Raw genomic sequence first — 16,633 nt, forward strand, 5'->3', positions numbered from 1 at the left:
GGCCCCGATCGGGGCCCTTTCCATGTCGTCATCACGCCTCGACCGCTGGCCTACTTTTACACCGCCACCGTGGCCGGATTTTGCTCCGCCGTTGACAGCTCAATACCATCCAGGCGCTGGGAGCAGGCTTCAACGGCCAAGTGGGCATCAGCGTCCGCGACATCGACGAAGGTTGGGTTGCCGCATGGGAAGGCGACATCCCGCGCCCCCAACAGAGCGTCAGCAAATTATGGGTCGCGATCGGGGTCATGGATGCAGTTGATCGACAGCGATTGTCGCTGACCGATCCGGTGACAGTCACCCGCGCCGATCTGACCGTCTTCCACCAACCGATCCGGACGCTGGTCGGCAAGACCGGCTACAAGACCACCATCGCCGACTTGCTCCATGGTGCCATGGCGCGCAGCGACAACACCGCCAGCGACGTACTCTTGTGGCGCATCGGCGGTCCCGCCATCATCAATCGACTGCTTGGCGACAAGGGGATTGGCGGTGTCCGCTTCGGTCCCGGCGAGCGGCAATTGCAGGCCCGTACCGCTGGACTGGAGTGGCGACCCGAATGGGCCGGGGGATGGGGCTTCCTGCAAGCACGAGCCGCGATGACATCCGAAGCGCGCAACAAGGCGCTGCGCCGATACCTCGCGGCACCGCTGGACGGCGCTTCGGCAAACGGCGTGACGCTCGGGCTATCGTTGCTGGCACAGGGCAAACTGTTGAGCCCGCAATCCACCGCGTCGCTGCTGACGCTGATGCGATCCAGCAAGACCGGTCCGCTACGCCTGAAGTCCGGCCTTCGCCCCGGTTGGACGCTCGCCCATAAAACCGGCACCGGGCAGGACCTCGGCAATCTCTCGACCGGCTATAATGACGTCGGACTGCTCGTTGCGCCGGACGGGCACCGTTATGCGCTCGCCGTGATGATCGCGAGTACACGCCAACCTATCCCCGTGCGGATGCGCCTTATGGGCAACGTGACGCGGGCCGTGATTGCCTCGACTAGCCGCTAATCCTTTACGCTGTGTAGGCCGGCCTATCGATCAGCCAGGCCCGCGCGATCGGCAGTCCAAGTCGCCAGCGACTTGCCGGTTCGCGGGTTGTCGATCGCCACATCGTTCAGCGTAACTGCGATAATGCAGATCGGGCGCTGTTCGGGACCGGCGGGCTGTCGGCACGAAACGGGCGTTCCGTCCGCTGTTTCGCCGATCCGCCCGCGCAAGCGAAGCCGTAATCCCTGACCGTCAGGCACCTCGTCCGCGGCAGCGCGTACCACAGTTTCATATGGCTTTCCGTCCCGCAGCCGTTGTCCTGCGCCACCGGAAAACTGGGCGACCGCCAAGGCCTGTCCGGGCGGGGTAACTGCATCGGCTCCCGTAGGCGCGACACTGTCCTGCGAAGGCGGACAGGCTTCGCTGGCTGTCCACGGACGGGGGATCCAGAAACCCTCCGCTACCACATCGCTGGCCGATCCGTCCTCCGACGCACGCAGTCCGTCGCTGCTCCAGACGACGGGAGAGACATGCACTCGCAGCGCCTTTGCGTCTGCATCGTATCGCCAGCGCATCGGGCTATCGCTGCCCGCCTCGGACGGTCCGCGACAGCCGAAGGGGAGCCGCAATTCAAACCGTTGTCCCGCCAGATCGGCGACCCCCTCTGGCAGGGGCTGGCCCGATGCAAGCGCATCCGATGCCTGCGATGCCAGCGCGATCAGGTCAGCGCGCGTTTTGACGAGATCGCGAGGGTCGGGCAGCGATGGCGTTGGTTGAGCAGCGACAGGTGCGGTTGTGACCGGAGCAGCGGAGGGTTCGACCTCCCGTGGTGATGTGCCACGTCCAATCAGGAACCCGGTCCCGCCGACTGCCAAGGCAATCACCAAACCGCCCGCCAGGGCGAGCCGACTTTTCCGCAAGGTTGGCTCGTTCATACGGCATCGATAGCAAAGACAGCCAAATTCGCCTACCCAAGGCCATGACTTCCGCCGACATAATCCTGGAAGTGCCGGTTGATCCCGGCGTTCCTTCCTCTTGGACAATACCGGCGTGACCTTCGATCAGGTCCTGACCCTGTTCGTATTGGTGGCAGTGGTTGCGGCACTGATCTGGGATAAGATGCGCTCGGATGTTGTTGCGCTGAGCGGTGCGGCCGTCCTGTTAATTGCCGGGGTCGTGCGGCCGATCGATGTCCAGAGCGCTTTCGCCAGCCCGGCGATCATCGCGCTCGCCTCGCTGTTCGTGATCGCCTACGCGCTCGAACTATCAGGGCTGCTCGACCGGGCAATCGAAGCCGCGGTCAAGATGTGCAAGCGACTGGGATCCGCGGGCATCTGGCTGATGCTCGGCGCGATCGGGGTCGCTTCCTGTTTCCTGAACAGCACACCGATCGTCGTGCTGGGCGCGCCGGTCGTCCGCGATGTCGCGACCGCTCTGAAACTGCCACCCAAACGCTATCTGATGCCGTTGTCGTACATCACGGTGCTGACCGGCTGCTGCACCCTGATCGGAACTTCGACCAACCTGCTGGTCGACGACATGGCCCGCAACGCCGGGCAACCGCGCTTCGGCATTTTCGAGATCACTCCCGTAGGTCTGCCGATCGCGTTGGCGGGGGCAATCTACCTGTTCCTGTTCAGCGGCAAGCTGATGCGCGGCAGCATCGCTGATGACAGTCCGGTTCCGGACCGCCGCGACGTCGACGTGCCGAACGCGCAGGTCGGCGATCCAACGCTGTTCGCCGAACAGCGCGTCTTCCAACCGGCCAAGGCGGCAATCGCGTTTGCTGTGTTCGTCGGCACTGTCGCGGTGGCTGCGGCCGGCATCGCGCCAATTGCCGCATCGGCCTTTGCCGGCGCCGTGCTGCTGATCCTGCTGCGCGTCATCACCGCTGACGAGGCTTATGGCGGGTTGCGGCCGCAGATCCTGATCCTGATCGCAGGCATGGTCGTCATTGGGCTGGCGATGGAGCAAAGCGGTCTGGCTGCGACAGCTACCGGGGCGCTGGTGGGGTCGATGCAGGAGTTCGGACCGCTGACGGCGCTGATCGTCCTGTACGGCGTGACGATGGTGCTGACCGAGTTGTTGTCGAACGCGACGGTCGCAGTGCTGGTCACCCCGATCGCGGTCGCGCTGGCGGAGAGTCTCGGCGTCAGTCCGCGGCCGTTCCTGGTCGCGGTGATGATGGCGGGCAGCGCCGCATTCGCGACGCCGTTCGGCTATCAGACCAACGTCATCGTCTACCAGATGGGCGGGTATCGATACATGGATTTCGTGAAGGTCGGCTTGCCCCTGAACCTCATCACGTTCGCCGTTGCGATCATGGCAATCCCGGTCTTCTTTCCGTTCTGAACGATGCTGCGGCCCGATCGTCGATCGACCGCGCCACCCTAAAATCCTGCCATGCGCATTCTCGTCTATCTCGTCCGCGACCTTGCGGTGCTGGAGGATGTCGGCTCCGACCACCTGCCGGTCCACGCCCGTCTGTGCCTCACCGGACGACCAGCGGACAGCAAGCGTCCCGAAACCGTGTCGCCCGAGGATCGCCGCGACGTGAAGGAGGTCTTGCAGGAATATCACGAGGAGCAACGTCGCCCCTGACATTGGTCGGCCGTGGACGGGATCGATCAAGGCATACGACAATTCAGCTAGAGCGGCAGGTTGGGATTTTGCACGAACGCGGGTTCCACATTGACGATCAAAGGGAGCAGTCGTGCCCGTATCAGGCAACACTATTTTTCAGGTACTGGCTGGACTAGCCGCGCTCACGCCGTCGATAGCCGTTGCACAGATCACGAGTGACGGCCTGCTGCACGAAGCGATGGGCGCGCCAGACGACTGGCATTTGTCCGGCAGTATCCGCGCCCGCTTCGAGGCGATCGACGGTCAGTTTCGCGAAGACGCCGTGAACCGTGACCAAGTGCTGGCGCTACGGACAACCTTGTTCGCGGAATATGACAGTGGTCCGGTTCGCGTCGGAGCCGAGTTTCACGACGCGCGCGCTTATTTTCAACGGTGTGGATCGTCGGTCGGCACCGACGTGGTCAACGCTCTCGAGTTTTCGCAATATTATGCGCAGGGCGACCTTGGCGAGACATTCGGAGCTGGCACTACCAGCTATCTGAAGGCCGGTCGGATGACGATGCAGCTGGGATCAGAACGGCTCGTCGCACGACAGGGATTCCGTACCTCGGTAACATCGTTCACCGGCGTGCGGCTGACGCGAGAAGGTGAGGATGGTCGCGAATTCGTCGCCTTCTGGACCATGCCGACAGTTCGGCTGCCGACCGGGACCACCGCCATCCGGCGCAACCGACCGCAATGGGATCGCGAGAATACCGACCTTCAGCTGTTCGGCGTGTTCAATCGCGTGCCGATCGGTGACACGACGCGGCTCGAAACCTATGCCTATGGCCTGATCGAACGCGGTGAGAGTCAGGCGGATCGCAGCGACCGACGACTGTTCACGCCAGGGGTGCGGTTGCTTGCCCGACCCGATAACGGCATGACGTTCGAGGTCGAGGCAATGGCGCAGTACGGACGCGGGCGCGACGGCAGTCCGGACAGCGGCAAGCTGGTTGTTCCAGTCGAAGCCTATGGCTTCCACGGCGATCTCGGCTATCGCTTCGCGGGCGGGTGGAAACCCGAACTGACCGCCTTCTTCGATTTTTATACGGGCAATCGGCGGGAAGGACGGATCGGTCGGTTCGATACGCTGTACGGCGCCCGTCGGTTCGAGTTCGGCCCGACCGAATTGTTTGGCGCGGCTGATCGATCGAACATGCTTTCTCCTGGCGTCCGCCTGAATGCATCACCGGCGGGCGGCCTGTCGATAATGAGCGACTACCGCTTGCTCCGCCTCGCCAGCGCGGTTGACCGCTTCAGTAACAGCGATGTTCGAGACGCGACCGGACGCGCCGGGCGCGACGCCGGGCAACAAATGCAAATACAGTTCGAATACGATCTGGTACCAGACGTGGTCGTAGTCGATCTCGGCTATGCTCGCCTGTTCAAAGGGCGCTTCCTACGCAATGCGCCGAACGCACCGGACCCTCGTGACGTGAACTATGGATATGCCACGGTGATGGTGTCTTTCTGATGCACTGATCTTCGTCTGAGCTCGGCGAAGACCTCATCAAACGGGTCGGCTCAAGGAGACATAACGTCATTGCGTAGATGGCGAAACTCCAGCCAGATGGCTTCCCAAAAACGAACCCGTAGCGGGAAAGTAGCCTTTCTCACCATGCCGAGAGGCGTCAGAGGCATCGGCTTTCCCGAAATATGTTCCCAATTGCTCTTTCCCGAAATTGGCATTCGAGGATGGGGAAACGGGAATGGTCGGGCTGAACCAATGGCGGATTTCGGGAAAACAGGTTGCCTGCCTGAGCGTCTAAATTTGGGCGGTTCCGGACGCTAGCGAGCGTACTCACTAAGGCCCCGCGCAACCAGGTCCTCGTTGGAGAGACGCGGCCCACGCTTGAGCCTGCCGTTGCCGAGCGTACGACGGTCGAGCTTCTGGGCGGATGAAGCCGGGGAGGGCGCCTTGAACGGTCCGACGGGCTGCGCGGTGCGCGCCGGCTCGTTGTTGTTGCGCTTGGCATGGTGTGGCTGAGCTTGCTGTATCACGCGGGCGAGCGCCAGCGCCGCGTCGAGATGCTTGTTGTCGACCACGGCGGCCTGGTTCACCCGGCGCATCTTGTCGAACATGCGATAGGGCAGGACCGTGCCCTCGTGCTGGATCTCGAGCCGGCCATCCGGGTACTCGCACACGTCGACCTTCTTCCGCGCGAGCGCCTGCGACGCAGGGGAGGGCTCGAGGATGAACATGGCCTTGTTGTAGTGCAAGGTGAGGGCACCGGTGACGGTGCGCTGCTCGCGCCAGACCAGCTCCGCTTCCAGGTCTTCATGGATGGCAAGCGGCCGGTGAAGGTCGCGCGGGTCGAACGGCGCCTTGGCGAACCGTCGATTGTGCTGCGCCATGTAGGAGGGGAGGAAGGCGTTGGCTTGGTCGATGGTGGAGATGCGCTGTAGCCGCATCGCCTTGACCAGACGGTCCTGCAGCGTCGCATTGACCCGCTCGACGCGTCCCTTCGCCTGCGGCGAGTTTGCGCAGATCAGCTCGATGTTGAGCCGGTCCAGCGCACGCCCGAGGTGGGTCATGCCGTCACCCTTCGCCGAGGCCGTGTTGTTGCGAAAGGCGCTGTGCTTGTCGGTGTAGAAGGCCACCGGCTTGCCGTGCCGCTCGAGATAGGTCCTCGTCGCGCGCATGTACGAGAAGGTGCTCTCGCTCTCGACCATCTCGAGGTGCATCAATTCGCTCGTAGCGTCGTCGATGAACACCAGCAGCGTGCATTGTGGACCGCGGCCCTCGAACCACCAGTGCTTGGAGCCGTCAACCTGGACGAGCTCGCCGCGGCAGTCGCGCCGGTAGCGCGGCTGGTACGGGCGAGGGCGCTTTGCTGCACGGTCCTGCCACAGCCCGGCCTCCAGCATGATGCGCCGCAGGGTCTCGCACGACAGGCCGATGCCGTGGCGCTCGGCGAGGTACTCGCGCGCCAGCGTCGGTCCGAAGTCGGCGTAGTGCTCGCGCACCAGCGTGACCACCTCGGCGCGGAAGGCGTCGCTGTAGCGTCGGTTGCTCGGGCGTCCTCGCTTGCGCGACACCAGGCCGCTAGCGCCGTCCTGTCGCAGGCGGCCCAGCAACCGGTACACCTGCCGCCTCGCAAGGCCGAGCAGCTCCATCGCGTCCGCGACCCGGATCTCGCCACGGTCGAGCCGCATCAGCGTGTCGAACCGGGTGATCTCAGCAGAACTCATCGCCAGCACCGTCATACAATGCGCGTCCTCGTTGCCGAGAACGGCTATGACACCGGCGACCCGCTGAGAGCACCGCAGAGTGCCATTTCTATCTAGCGGGCTGGTGCCATTTGTACTTAGCGCTTACGCGCTCCCGGTCCGATAACATAGATTATGTAAAATACGAGCCTGTTTTGCTCGATCTGGCTCGATGTCGGCAGAGCCGGGAGCGGGGCAATGACCGGCCTGCCCTATTGGCGAGCGCAGCCTTGGCCCAGCGCAATGGCCGATAGATCAACGGCGGGATCGACAGGCCGGTTCGCTTCCTTCCGCTCCGAATAGCGATCCACGAGCTGGCCGGCATGGGGGCGCAGCAGCACCGTGAACCGCACCAGCTCCTCCATCACGTCCACGATCCGATCGTAATAGCTGGACGGCTTCATGCGCCCGGCTTCATCGAACTCGTTGAACGCCTTGGCGACGCTCGACTGGTTCGGGATCGTGAACATTCGCATCCAGCGGCCGAGGACGCGCAACGTGTTGACGCTGTTGAACGACTGCGACCCGGCCGACACCTGCATGACGGCGAGCGTGCGGCCTTGCGTCGGGCACATCCCGCCCATCGAGAGCGGCAGATGGTCGATTTGCGTTTTCATGATGCCGGTGACTTGCCCGTGGCGTTCCGGCGAACACCACACATGCCCTTCCGACCACATCGACAGCTCACGCAGTTCGTGGACGGCGGGATGATCGTCGCCGGCGACCTGATCGGGCAGCGGCAGCGCCGAGGGATCATAGATGCGCGTCTCGCACCCGAAGAATTGCAACAGCCGCGCCGCTTCCTCGACACACAGCCGCGAGAACGACCGCTCGCGCAGGCTCCCGTAGAGCAGCAGGATACGAGGCGGGGGATCACCCGCGCCCAGGCCGAGGGCGGGGCGGTCGATCGCATAGCGCCGATCGAGCGCGGGCAGGCTGTCGGGATCGGGAAGCTGGCGCAGCGGCATCAGAGGGCTTTCACGAGATAGGCGGCCGAGGCGGGACAGAGCGCGGTGAACTCGCGCGAGCTGGCGACCGACGCAGGAGCCGCGGCGCGGTCGGCCGCGGCGTAGCCATTGGCGGCGAAGAACGGCGCGGCCGTGTTGGTGAGGAGGTTAAGGCGGGCAACGCCCAGCTCCCGCGCGCGGGCTTCGAGCGCGGTCAGCATGGCGCGGCCGAGCCCGTCGCCGCGCCGATCGGCGACGACCACGACCGAGCGGAGCAGGCGATCGGCTCCTTCGCCTTCGAGTCCGCCATAGCCGACCAGGCCCGCGCCGTCATCAAACCGGAAGAAGGCGCGGCCGGGTTCGGCCAGATCGGCGACGGGCAGGTCCGAGGCGGCGAGCGCGTTGCGCAGCTCGCCCATGTCGTTTGCATCGAGCCGGTGGACGCGCAATCCCGTCATGCGGCGCGCGGCCCGAGCAGAATGACGCAGGTGCCGACAAGGCAGAGTGCGGCACCGCCCAAATCCCAACGATCAGGCCGTACCCCCTCGACCGCCCACAGCCACAGCAGCGAAGCGCAGATGTAGATGCCGCCATAAGCGGCATAGGCGCGACCGGCCGCAGCGGCATCGACCCGCGTGAGCAGCCAAGCGAACAGGATCAGCGACGCGATGCCCGGCCCCAGCCATACTGGCGACTTGCCGAGCCGCAGCCACGCCCAGAAGGCGAAGCAGCCCGCTATCTCGGCGAGCGCGGCCCCCACATAGACCAGCGCCGTCAGCATCAGGCGGCAGCACCCCGCTCGTACCACCCCCGCGACCGCTTCACGATCGAGACGACCGAGAGCATCACCGGCACCTCGACCAGCACGCCCACCACCGTCGCCAGCGCCGCGCCCGAGTTGAGGCCGAACAGCGAGATCGCGGCGGCGACCGCCAGCTCGAAGAAGTTGGACGCGCCGATCAGCGCGGCTGGGGCGGCGACGCACCATGCGACCCCGAACCGGCGCGACAGCCAATAGGCGAGGCCGGCGTTGAAATAGACTTGGATGAGGATGGGCACGGCGAGCAGCGCGATCACCAGCGGGCGGGCCAGTATCTGTTCGCCCTGGAATCCGAACAGCAGCACCAGCGTCGCCAAGAGCGCCACCAACGACACCGGCCCAAGGCGTGCGAGCAGCCGGTCGAGCGCGGGTTGCCCCCCGCTCGCCAGCAGCCCGCGCCGGATCACCTGCGCGACGATCACCGGCACGACGATGTAGAGGGCGACCGAGATCAGCAGCGTGTCCCACGGCACCGTGATCGCCGCGACGCCGAGCAGCAGCGCGACGAGCGGCGTGAACAGGAACACCATCAGCACGTCGTTCAGCGCGACTTGCGACAGAGTATAGGTAGGCTCGCCGTCGCAAAGGTTCGACCACACGAACACCATCGCCGTGCAGGGCGCGGCGGCGAGCAGGATCAGCCCGGCAATGTAGGACGGGCCTTGCCCGGCCGGCAGCAACGGCGCGAACAGCCAGCCGATGAAAAAGGTGCCGAGCGCCGCCATCGAGAACGGCTTGACCGCCCAGTTGATGAACAGCGTGACGCCCACCCCTTTCCAATGCTGGCGCACGCTACCGAGCGAGCCGAAGTCGATCTTGAGCAGCATCGGGATAATCATCAGCCAGATCAGCACGGCGACGACCAGGTTGACCCGCGCGACCTCGGCCGCGGCGATCGTGGCGAACACGCCGGGCATCAGCGACCCCAGCCCGATGCCGGCGACGATGCAGAGCGCCACCCAAACGGACAGATACCGCTCGAACGTGCCGATGCCGGGGCGCGCCGGCGCGGGGCCGGCGACGGGGGCGACGGTGGACATGGGCTTATCTTTCGCGGTCGGCGACGCGCGCGCCGTGTTCATCCACGACCCGCTCGCCATCTTCCTTGGCGAACGCCCCGAGCTGGGGGCGCGGCAGAATGTCTAGGACGACTTCCGAGGGGCGGCAGAGGCGCACGCCCAGCGGGGTTTCGACGAACGGCCAGTTGATGAGGATCAAATGCTTCATCATCGCGTCGAGAAGCGCGTCGTCGCCGAACACGGGGTCTTCGTCCGCCAGACCCTCGTAGATCGTGCCTTTCCGGCGCAGCGCGTCGCGCGGGGCGAGGCCCGCCGATGCGATCAGCGACGCGAGCTTTTCTCGCGCGGGCGGCGTTTTCAGATACTCGATCACGACCGGCTCGATACCGGCGTTGCGGATCAGGCCCAGCGTGTTGCGCGACGTGCCGCAGTCCGGGTTGTGGTAGATGACGACTTCGGCGTCCACGGTTCCAGCCTTTCTTTGCGCGCGACGGATCAGGCCGGCGCGTCCGCTTCTTCGTGAATGGCTTGCAGGCGACGGCGCAGCTCCGGCGCGTCCAGCTCGCGCACGGGCAGCTCGACCAGGCGCGCGATCCGACGTTCAAGCGCGTCGTGGGTCGCCTCGAAGGCGCGATCCACGGCCGCGTCGTCGCCAGTGACAGCGGCCGGATCGGGCAAGCCCCAATGCGCCGTCGCCGGACGGCCGGGCCACACCGGGCAGACCTCGCCAGCCGCATTGTCGCAAACGGTGATCGTCACATCGAGTTGCGGCGCGTCCGGCCCGGCGAACTCGTCCCAGCTTTTGGAACGCAAGCCCTCGGTCGGATAGCGGTAGCGCGCGAGCAGCCGCAGCGCGCCCGGATGGACCTCGCCCTTGGGGAACGAGCCGGCCGAGAAGCCGCGAAAGCGCCCCTCTCCCAATCGGTTCACGATCACTTCGCCCAGGATCGAGCGGGCGGAGTTGCCGGTGCAGAGCACCAGCACGTTGATCGGGCCAGTCATGCGGTGCCTTCCAGATCGCAGCGGCTCCGCAGCACGACGTCGGCGAGCGCCGCGCAGACCTCGGGATGGCCGCCGCAGCAGTCCTTCATCAGATATTCGAGCAGCTCGGTCATATGTCCGTAGCGGGCCGAGTAGATCACCGAGCGGCCTTCCCGCCGGTTCTCGATCAGACCGGCGTGCGAAAGGATCGTGAGGTTGGCCGACAGGGTGTTGGGCGGCGTGTCGAGGCGGCGCGCAATCTCCCCGGCTGCGATGCCCTCGCGGCCGGCCTGAACCAGCATGCGAAACACCGACAGCCGCCCCTCATGGGCGAGCGCGGACAGGGCGGTGACGGCTTGCTTCATTTCCATCATTCGCCTGTAGCGGAAACGTCGCAGCCGACCAACGGCAGGAACATCGCGGGCATCAGAGATCGCGGCGCTTTATATCGAACTGCCCCGACCCGCCTGCCGCGACGGCTTGTTCGCACCAGCCCTTGCTCACGGTCGGCAGAGGGCAAGCGTAGAGCCCGCCGCGCATCCTGATCGTCAGGGGACGATCGGGCGCAGCCTGATAGGAACATTGACCGCCGCGTGCGTCGAGTTGCGTGAGGCGCTGCCATCCCTTCTTGCCGCCCCTCACCTCCCTGGAGACGGTTGCGCCCTTGCGGTCCTGGAGTTGGCAGGTGACAGCCCAAGCACCATCGCCCTTCGCTTCCACGATCATCACATCGTCGGTCGGTGTCCATTGCGCCAGCGCGGGCACAGCAGTCAGCACGATCGTCGCAGCGGCAATCCAGCTTTTCATTGCGGTATCCCCTGACCTACGAGCGCAGAACGCGACTCGCTTCCTCGTTTCCACGATACCAGAAACGGCGAGATTGAGAAGGGGATGCTATCCTGCAAGAGGGTCAAAACGGATCGGGGCTGTTGAAAAAGGCGGTCGGCGCTAATCCCGTGCCGCGTTAGATCGGGAAGTGGGATCGCCGGATGAGAGCGGCGCAAGCGTGTCAGGATGACTAATTTGCCCCTCTCCGCAAATGAGGCCATGTTTTCACCCACCCCGGCCGTGAAGGTCTTCCAACACCGCGTTCCTGACGAAGCCATCGCCGATCTGTCCAGCGGGCAAGTTCAATAAGCGGATCAGCACCGGCCTCGAGGCGGCTTGCGCCAAGGGCGGCCCGGTGGCGACCGTCAAATCGCAATGACGCCAGACATCCTCGAAACCGCACGCAAGCTGCTCGTCGCCGTAGTCAGTCCGGCCAAGGTCGCGAATCTGCTGCAGGTCAGGCGCTCTACCTTCTACCGGCATTTGTCGGGAGCGAACGCGAGGCAGCGTGATCCGGTGGCGCCAAAGCAGGAGGGTCAGTACGGCCGCTCCCGCAGGCCGTGCCCGTCATGGCGCCGCTCCTTCACGTCCGGGAGTGGGACACAGGGGTGAGGCCGACGTGTCGGCTGCTTTTCAACAGTCCCGGCCGATTTCGAAACCTATGCAGTCGCGTGTTGGTCAAGCAAGTCGATCACGGCGCAACTCACCGTTCCGTCACCCTCGCAACGATCGATGGTAATGGCAAGCAGGCTTTCGAGCTGCGCCAGGTCCGCCATCTTGCCGCGAACCCGCTCCAAGTGGAAAGCCGCAATCTGGCGAACATCACTGCATGACGCCTGCGCCGGCCCGCCAAGTGACAGGATCGCGCGCACCTCGGCCGGGTTGAAACCAAGCTCGCGCGCGCGACGGATAAACTGAAGGGCGCGAACGTGGTCGGCTCCGTAAATCCGCCGCCCGCCGCTCGTGCGGGGCGGTTTTTCGAGAACGCCGACGCGCTCGAAGTAGCGGATCGTCTCGATGTTCACGCCGGTCCGGCGCGATAGCTCGCCGATCGCAATGCCCATATTCCGCTTGCTCCTGTAGCCGCTACAGGTGGCATAGCGGGTATTCGGCCGGAGACGAATGATGAACGAACGAATTATTCTGCACGGGACCTCGAACGCACCGCCGCCGCCACGTCGCGCCGATGCAGGGTTGTCTACCTTCGGCGCGCTGGCAGGTTTCGGCGCGGTCCTAGCCGCCGCATCCTGCTGCATCCTGCCGCTCGCTCTCGCGGCGCTCGGTGTAGGAGCGGGCCTGTCCAGCAGCTTCACCGCGCTGATGCCGCTGCGCTGGCCGCTAACGGTGCTCTCGCTCCTCGGCCTGGGTGCCGGATGGTGGGCCTATGCACGGCGCCGAAGGGCTTGTGCTGCGGACCGGTCCTGCACGTTGCCGCTACCCTCCAGTACAACAGCGATCGTGCTCTCGATCGGCACGGCTCTAGCCCTGATCGCGTTGGTATGGGACCGCCTCGAAGCGCCCCTGATAAAGGCGCTTTCCTAATGCTGCTCATCTCCACTCTGACCTGCCCCAAGTGCGGCGGGGTCGCGACCGAGACGATGCCCACCAACGCCTGCCAGTTCTTCTATGACTGCCGGCATTGTGCGGCGGTGCTGCGGCCGCTGACTGGCGACTGCTGCGTATTTTGTTCCTACGCCGACGTTCCTTGCCCGCCGATACAAGACGCCCGAGAAGCCGGTTCGGACGCGAGCTGCTGCACGCGTTGAGGCGCGGTACCTCCGGGATGATCTGGTCACGGCAGCGGTCGCGCTATGTAACACCGTTGATCTCCACCGGGCCGTCCGGCACCTGCGGCCTCTGGACGTCGCTTTACCCGACGAGCTGCTTGCCCGCGTGGCCCTTCTTCGTTGGAACCATGCTGAACTGATCGGCGATTCTCTCTGGAGGAAGAGCGAGAAGCCGCTCGGACGTTTTAGGCCGCTTTGCACCATATCGACCGATCGCCGGGCTTAGCGTAACGTTTTCGCGCCAGCTCTCGTCGCTTGCGGTGTCGAACCGACTATGAAGATGATTATACGGACGGCCACCATCGGCTTCCAAGCGTTCGATAATCAAGCGATTGGGCCGATCGTCGCCGTGGCAGGCCCTCGCCAACTCGAGCAGCGAGCGGCGCACCGCATCGAGCGCGCGAACCTTACGGCCCAGTTCGACGGCCCGCGTTTCCGCAAGCGCCTTCACTTCGGCGCTCGACCGCTCGCGATCCGATCAAAGACCGAGCAACGCGCGAGTACATTCGATCGGGAGCCCAAGGTCGCGCGCGTTGGCGATGAAATGCAGCCCGTGAACATCGGTGTCGCTATAATCGCGGTAGTTCCCGCGCCGGGCCGGCGGCGGCACGAGCCCGATCTTCTCGTAATGTCGGATCATGCGTTGCGATACGCCGCTCGCGTTCGAGACCGCCCCGATGTTCATAGCTTCACCGCATTTAGCCGAAGCGCGTTGAGGACCACGGTGAACGACGAAAGCGCCATCGCCGCGCCCGCCAGCATCGGTGAGAGCAGGATACCCGCAACCGGGTAGAGCACCCCGGCCGCGACCGGGACGCCGATGCCGTTGAACAGGAATGAGAAGAACAGATTTTGACGGATGTTCCGCATGGTCGCGTGCGTCAGCTTCCGAGCGCGAACGATCGCCGACAGGTCGCCGCGGGTGAGCGTCATGCCAGCGCTTTCGATCGCCACGTCCGTTCCCGTGCCCATCGCCAGGCCCACGTCGGCAGCGGCGAGCGCCGGGGCATCGTTGATCCCGTCGCCGGCCATAGCGACCCCGACGCCCTTCGCTTTCAGCTCCGCCACGATCCGGGCCTTGTCCTCTGGCCGCAGATCGGCGCGAACATCGTCCAAGCCCCCCACGGCGCGCGCGACCGCATCAGCCGTCGTCGCGTTGTCGCCGGTGAGCATGACGACGCGCAGCTTTTCGCGCCGGAGCGTCGCAATGGCGTCGCGCGCGGTGGACCGCACCGGATCGGCTACCGCGAGCAGACCGGCGAGCGTGCCGTCGACCGCCACCAGCATGACGCCGGCCCCTTCGCGCCGGCGACGATCGGCCGAGGCTTCGATCGGCGCGGGATCGACCCCGACCCGTCGCATCTGCGCGGCGTTGCCGATCACGATCTGGCGGCCGTTCACGCTGGCGCTGACACCCAGACCGGTTTGCGAGGCGAAGTCCTCGACCCGGCCGAGCTGCACCCCCCTATCGCTCGCGCCGGTGACGATCGCGTGCGCGAGCGGGTGTTCCGATTGTGCCTCGACCGCGGCTGCGAGGGCCAGCAGCTCGCTTTCATCGGTGCCGTTGACCGCCTCGACCGCGACCAGCTTGGGCTTGCCTTCGGTGAGCGTGCCCGTCTTGTCGATGACCAGCGTATCGACCTTCTCGAAAGCCTGTAAAGCTTCCGCATTCTTGACCAGCACGCCGGCATGCGCGCCGCGGCCCGTCCCCACCATGATCGACATGGGCGTGGCGAGCCCGAGCGCGCAGGGGCAGGCGATCACGAGCACCGCGATTGCATTGAGGAGGGCATGGCCCAAGCGAGGTTCCGGCCCGACCAGCATCCACACAACGAAGGTGACGGCCGAGATCACCACCACCAGCGGCACGAACCAGCCCGAGACGCGATCGGCGACCGCTTGAATAGGCGCGCGGCTGCGCTGCGCTTCCGCGACCATGCGGACGATGCGCGCGAGCATCGTGTCGGAACCGACCGCGCGGGCTTCCATGACCAAGCTTCCCGTGCCGTTCACCGTGCCCCCCGTGACCGACGCGCCATCTTCCTTAAGGACCGGCGCGGGCTCCCCGGTGAGCATGGATTCATCGACCGAGGAGCGGCCCTCGACCACCACGCCGTCGACCGGCAGCGCTTCGCCAGGGCGGACGCGCAGCCGATCGCCCAAGGCCACATCGGCCAGCGAAACCTCTTCCTCTGAGCCGTCAGCCCTCAGCCGGCGCGCGGTTTTCGGCGCGAGGTCCATGAGCGCGCGGATTGCACGCCCCGTCGCGGCTCGCGCGCGCAGCTCCAGCACTTGCCCGAGCAGCACCAGCGTCACCACGACGCCGGCCGCCTCATAATAGACCGGCACCATTCCGCCATGCGCGCGGAAGGTGGCGGGGAAGATCCCCGGCGCGACCGTCGCGACCAGGCTGTATAGGAACGCCGCCCCCACCCCGATCGCGATCAGCGTGAACATATTGAGGTGGCGCGTGCGGATCGAGTTCCACCCCCTGACGAAGAACGGCCATCCCGCCCACAGTACGATCGGCGCGGTGAGCGCGAGCTGGACCCAGGGCGAAGCCGCGGGGCTGACGACGTGGAGCCCCAGCATTTCAGCGAACATCGAGACGACGAGCAGCGGGATCGTGAGCACGCCGGCCACCCACAGGCGGCGCGTGAAATCGATCATCTCAGGGTTGGGCGCATCATCGAGCGACGGTTCTTCCGGTTCGAGCGCCATGCCGCAGATCGGGCAGGTTCCCGGCCCTTCCTGGCGGATTTGCGGGTGCATGGGGCACGTCCACATCGCCCCTGGCGTCGCCATCGGCTCGGGACGCGGCTTATCGCTCAGATAGGCGTCCGGATTGCCGATGAACTTCGATCGGCACCCCGCGCTACAGAAATGATAGGAATTACCCGCGTACTCGGCATGGTGCGGCGTCGTCGCGGGGTCGACCGTTATGCCGCACACCGGGTCTGTCACCGGCGCCGCAGCGTCGCCGTGATGATGCCCGACGTGCCCGCCTAAATAGGCGTCGGGATCGACGGTGAACTTGGTCCGGCATCCAGCGCTGCAAAAATGGTAGGCGTGTCCGTCATGCTCGGCGTGGTGCGTCGTTTTCGCCGGATCGACCGTCATCCCACATACCGGGTCTTTGACCGTCACCGCAGCGTCCCCGGCCTTGCCTCCCGAGCAGCAGCCATGCGCCGCGGCGTGATCCTCGACCGGAACCGGTTCGGCCTTGGCCCTTCCCGAGCAGCATGAGGACGCTAACGAGCTGGCGCGATCGGCGGCGACTGGATCGGGCGTGCGCTTGCCGGAGCAGCCGCAACCGGTGCTTTGGGAGCGAGCGCGCGGGTCATTCATCGCAATGTCTCCTTCGCCCCGAAGGCATGTGGGGTCTGACACCGTGTCCGGGTCAAGGCCCAATCGCGCGAGCCAGTCCCTA

The 16,633-nt window shown here is 65.4% G+C and carries 19 protein-coding genes and 1 pseudogene; 7 read left to right on the forward strand and 13 right to left on the reverse strand.

Going from position 1 to position 16,633, the window contains the following annotated elements; genetic code table 11:
• Window positions 1–116: 116 nt before the first annotated feature.
• Window positions 117–1,007, forward strand: a complete 891-nt coding sequence (locus IEX18_RS14275; protein ID WP_505988942.1) for a serine hydrolase — start codon at window positions 117–119, stop codon at window positions 1,005–1,007.
• 23 nt (window positions 1,008–1,030) lie between these two features.
• Here IEX18_RS14275 and IEX18_RS14280 read toward each other — a convergent pair whose 3' ends face one another.
• A complete protein-coding gene (locus IEX18_RS14280) occupies window positions 1,031–1,921 on the reverse strand; it encodes a hypothetical protein (protein WP_188659478.1) in 891 nt (296 codons plus the stop codon).
• Between the two features lie 115 nt (window positions 1,922–2,036).
• Between IEX18_RS14280 and IEX18_RS14285 the strand changes: the two genes are divergently transcribed.
• The 3 genes from IEX18_RS14285 (at window position 2,037) to IEX18_RS14295 (ending at window position 5,085) form a co-directional block, all read left to right on the forward strand.
• A complete protein-coding gene (locus IEX18_RS14285) occupies window positions 2,037–3,338 on the forward strand; it encodes an SLC13 family permease (RefSeq protein ID WP_150426773.1) in 1,302 nt (433 codons plus the stop codon).
• A gap of 51 nt (window positions 3,339–3,389) precedes the next feature.
• Window positions 3,390–3,587, forward strand: coding sequence for a hypothetical protein (locus tag IEX18_RS14290; RefSeq protein ID WP_150426772.1), 198 nt, complete (start codon window positions 3,390–3,392; stop codon window positions 3,585–3,587).
• Between the two features lie 112 nt (window positions 3,588–3,699).
• Window positions 3,700–5,085, forward strand: coding sequence for an alginate export family protein (locus IEX18_RS14295; protein WP_188659479.1), 1,386 nt, complete (start codon window positions 3,700–3,702; stop codon window positions 5,083–5,085).
• A 314-nt stretch (window positions 5,086–5,399) separates the two neighbouring features.
• Here IEX18_RS14295 and IEX18_RS14300 read toward each other — a convergent pair whose 3' ends face one another.
• The 10 genes from IEX18_RS14300 to IEX18_RS14345 all read right to left on the reverse strand — a co-directional run bounded on the left by IEX18_RS14300 (window position 5,400) and on the right by IEX18_RS14345 (window position 12,480).
• A complete protein-coding gene (locus IEX18_RS14300; protein ID WP_188659480.1) occupies window positions 5,400–6,818 on the reverse strand; it encodes an ISNCY family transposase in 1,419 nt (472 codons plus the stop codon).
• A gap of 215 nt (window positions 6,819–7,033) precedes the next feature.
• Window positions 7,034–7,789, reverse strand: coding sequence for an arsenical resistance protein ArsH (gene arsH / locus IEX18_RS14305; protein ID WP_188659481.1), 756 nt, complete (start codon window positions 7,787–7,789; stop codon window positions 7,034–7,036).
• Window positions 7,789–8,226 carry an arsenic resistance N-acetyltransferase ArsN2 gene (arsN2, locus tag IEX18_RS14310; RefSeq protein WP_188659482.1) on the reverse strand — a complete coding sequence of 146 codons (438 nt, stop codon included), beginning with the start codon at window positions 8,224–8,226 and terminating at the stop codon, window positions 7,789–7,791. Before arsN2 ends, arsH begins: the two co-directional genes overlap by 1 nt.
• Window positions 8,223–8,549 (reverse strand): YnfA family protein, encoded by a 327-nt coding sequence (locus tag IEX18_RS14315; RefSeq protein WP_188659483.1) that lies wholly within the window; start codon window positions 8,547–8,549, stop codon window positions 8,223–8,225. Before IEX18_RS14315 ends, arsN2 begins: the two co-directional genes overlap by 4 nt.
• Window positions 8,549–9,628 carry an ACR3 family arsenite efflux transporter gene (arsB, locus tag IEX18_RS14320; RefSeq protein ID WP_188659484.1) on the reverse strand — a complete coding sequence of 360 codons (1,080 nt, stop codon included), beginning with the start codon at window positions 9,626–9,628 and terminating at the stop codon, window positions 8,549–8,551. Before arsB ends, IEX18_RS14315 begins: the two co-directional genes overlap by 1 nt.
• Window positions 9,629–9,632: 4 nt before the next feature.
• Window positions 9,633–10,073, reverse strand: a complete 441-nt coding sequence (arsC, locus tag IEX18_RS14325) for an arsenate reductase (glutaredoxin) (RefSeq protein ID WP_188659485.1) — start codon at window positions 10,071–10,073, stop codon at window positions 9,633–9,635.
• A 29-nt stretch (window positions 10,074–10,102) separates the two neighbouring features.
• The gene (locus IEX18_RS14330; RefSeq protein ID WP_188659486.1) at window positions 10,103–10,609 is read right to left on the reverse strand and encodes an arsenate reductase ArsC; all 507 of its coding nucleotides are present in this window, start codon (window positions 10,607–10,609) and stop codon (window positions 10,103–10,105) included.
• A complete protein-coding gene (locus IEX18_RS14335) occupies window positions 10,606–10,953 on the reverse strand; it encodes an ArsR/SmtB family transcription factor (protein WP_373284575.1) in 348 nt (115 codons plus the stop codon). The genes IEX18_RS14330 and IEX18_RS14335 overlap by 4 nt, the downstream gene beginning before the upstream one ends.
• Window positions 10,954–11,014: 61 nt before the next feature.
• Window positions 11,015–11,395, reverse strand: coding sequence for a hypothetical protein (locus IEX18_RS14340; protein ID WP_188659488.1), 381 nt, complete (start codon window positions 11,393–11,395; stop codon window positions 11,015–11,017).
• Window positions 11,396–12,075: 680 nt separating this feature from the next.
• Window positions 12,076–12,480, reverse strand: coding sequence for a MerR family transcriptional regulator (locus IEX18_RS14345; RefSeq protein ID WP_188659489.1), 405 nt, complete (start codon window positions 12,478–12,480; stop codon window positions 12,076–12,078).
• Between the two features lie 58 nt (window positions 12,481–12,538).
• Between IEX18_RS14345 and IEX18_RS14350 the strand changes: the two genes are divergently transcribed.
• Genes IEX18_RS14350 through IEX18_RS18635 form a run of 3 tightly spaced genes read left to right on the forward strand, consistent with a single transcriptional unit; the run spans window position 12,539 to window position 13,429 of the window.
• Entirely contained in the window at window positions 12,539–12,958 is a 420-nt protein-coding gene (locus tag IEX18_RS14350) for a mercuric transporter MerT family protein (RefSeq protein WP_229664607.1), read from the forward strand.
• Entirely contained in the window at window positions 12,958–13,182 is a 225-nt protein-coding gene (locus tag IEX18_RS18815) for a GDCCVxC domain-containing (seleno)protein (RefSeq protein WP_308419350.1), read from the forward strand. The genes IEX18_RS14350 and IEX18_RS18815 overlap by 1 nt, the downstream gene beginning before the upstream one ends.
• Window positions 13,183–13,204: 22 nt before the next feature.
• Window positions 13,205–13,429, forward strand: a complete 225-nt coding sequence (locus IEX18_RS18635; protein WP_229664639.1) for a Tn3 family transposase — start codon at window positions 13,205–13,207, stop codon at window positions 13,427–13,429.
• A gap of 84 nt (window positions 13,430–13,513) precedes the next feature.
• On the opposite strand, the pseudogene IEX18_RS18640 reads toward IEX18_RS18635, so the two are convergent.
• Window positions 13,514–13,888: pseudogene (locus IEX18_RS18640) on the reverse strand (MerR family transcriptional regulator); the annotation flags it as partial.
• Window positions 13,885–16,350 (reverse strand): heavy metal translocating P-type ATPase, encoded by a 2,466-nt coding sequence (locus IEX18_RS14360; RefSeq protein WP_380941558.1) that lies wholly within the window; start codon window positions 16,348–16,350, stop codon window positions 13,885–13,887. The pseudogene IEX18_RS18640 and the gene IEX18_RS14360, both read right to left, overlap by 4 nt.
• Window positions 16,351–16,633 lie beyond the last annotated feature (283 nt).

The sequence above is a fragment of the Sphingomonas metalli genome (genome assembly GCF_014641735.1).
In the GTDB taxonomy this organism is placed as follows: Bacteria; Pseudomonadota; Alphaproteobacteria; order Sphingomonadales; family Sphingomonadaceae; genus Sphingomonas; species Sphingomonas metalli.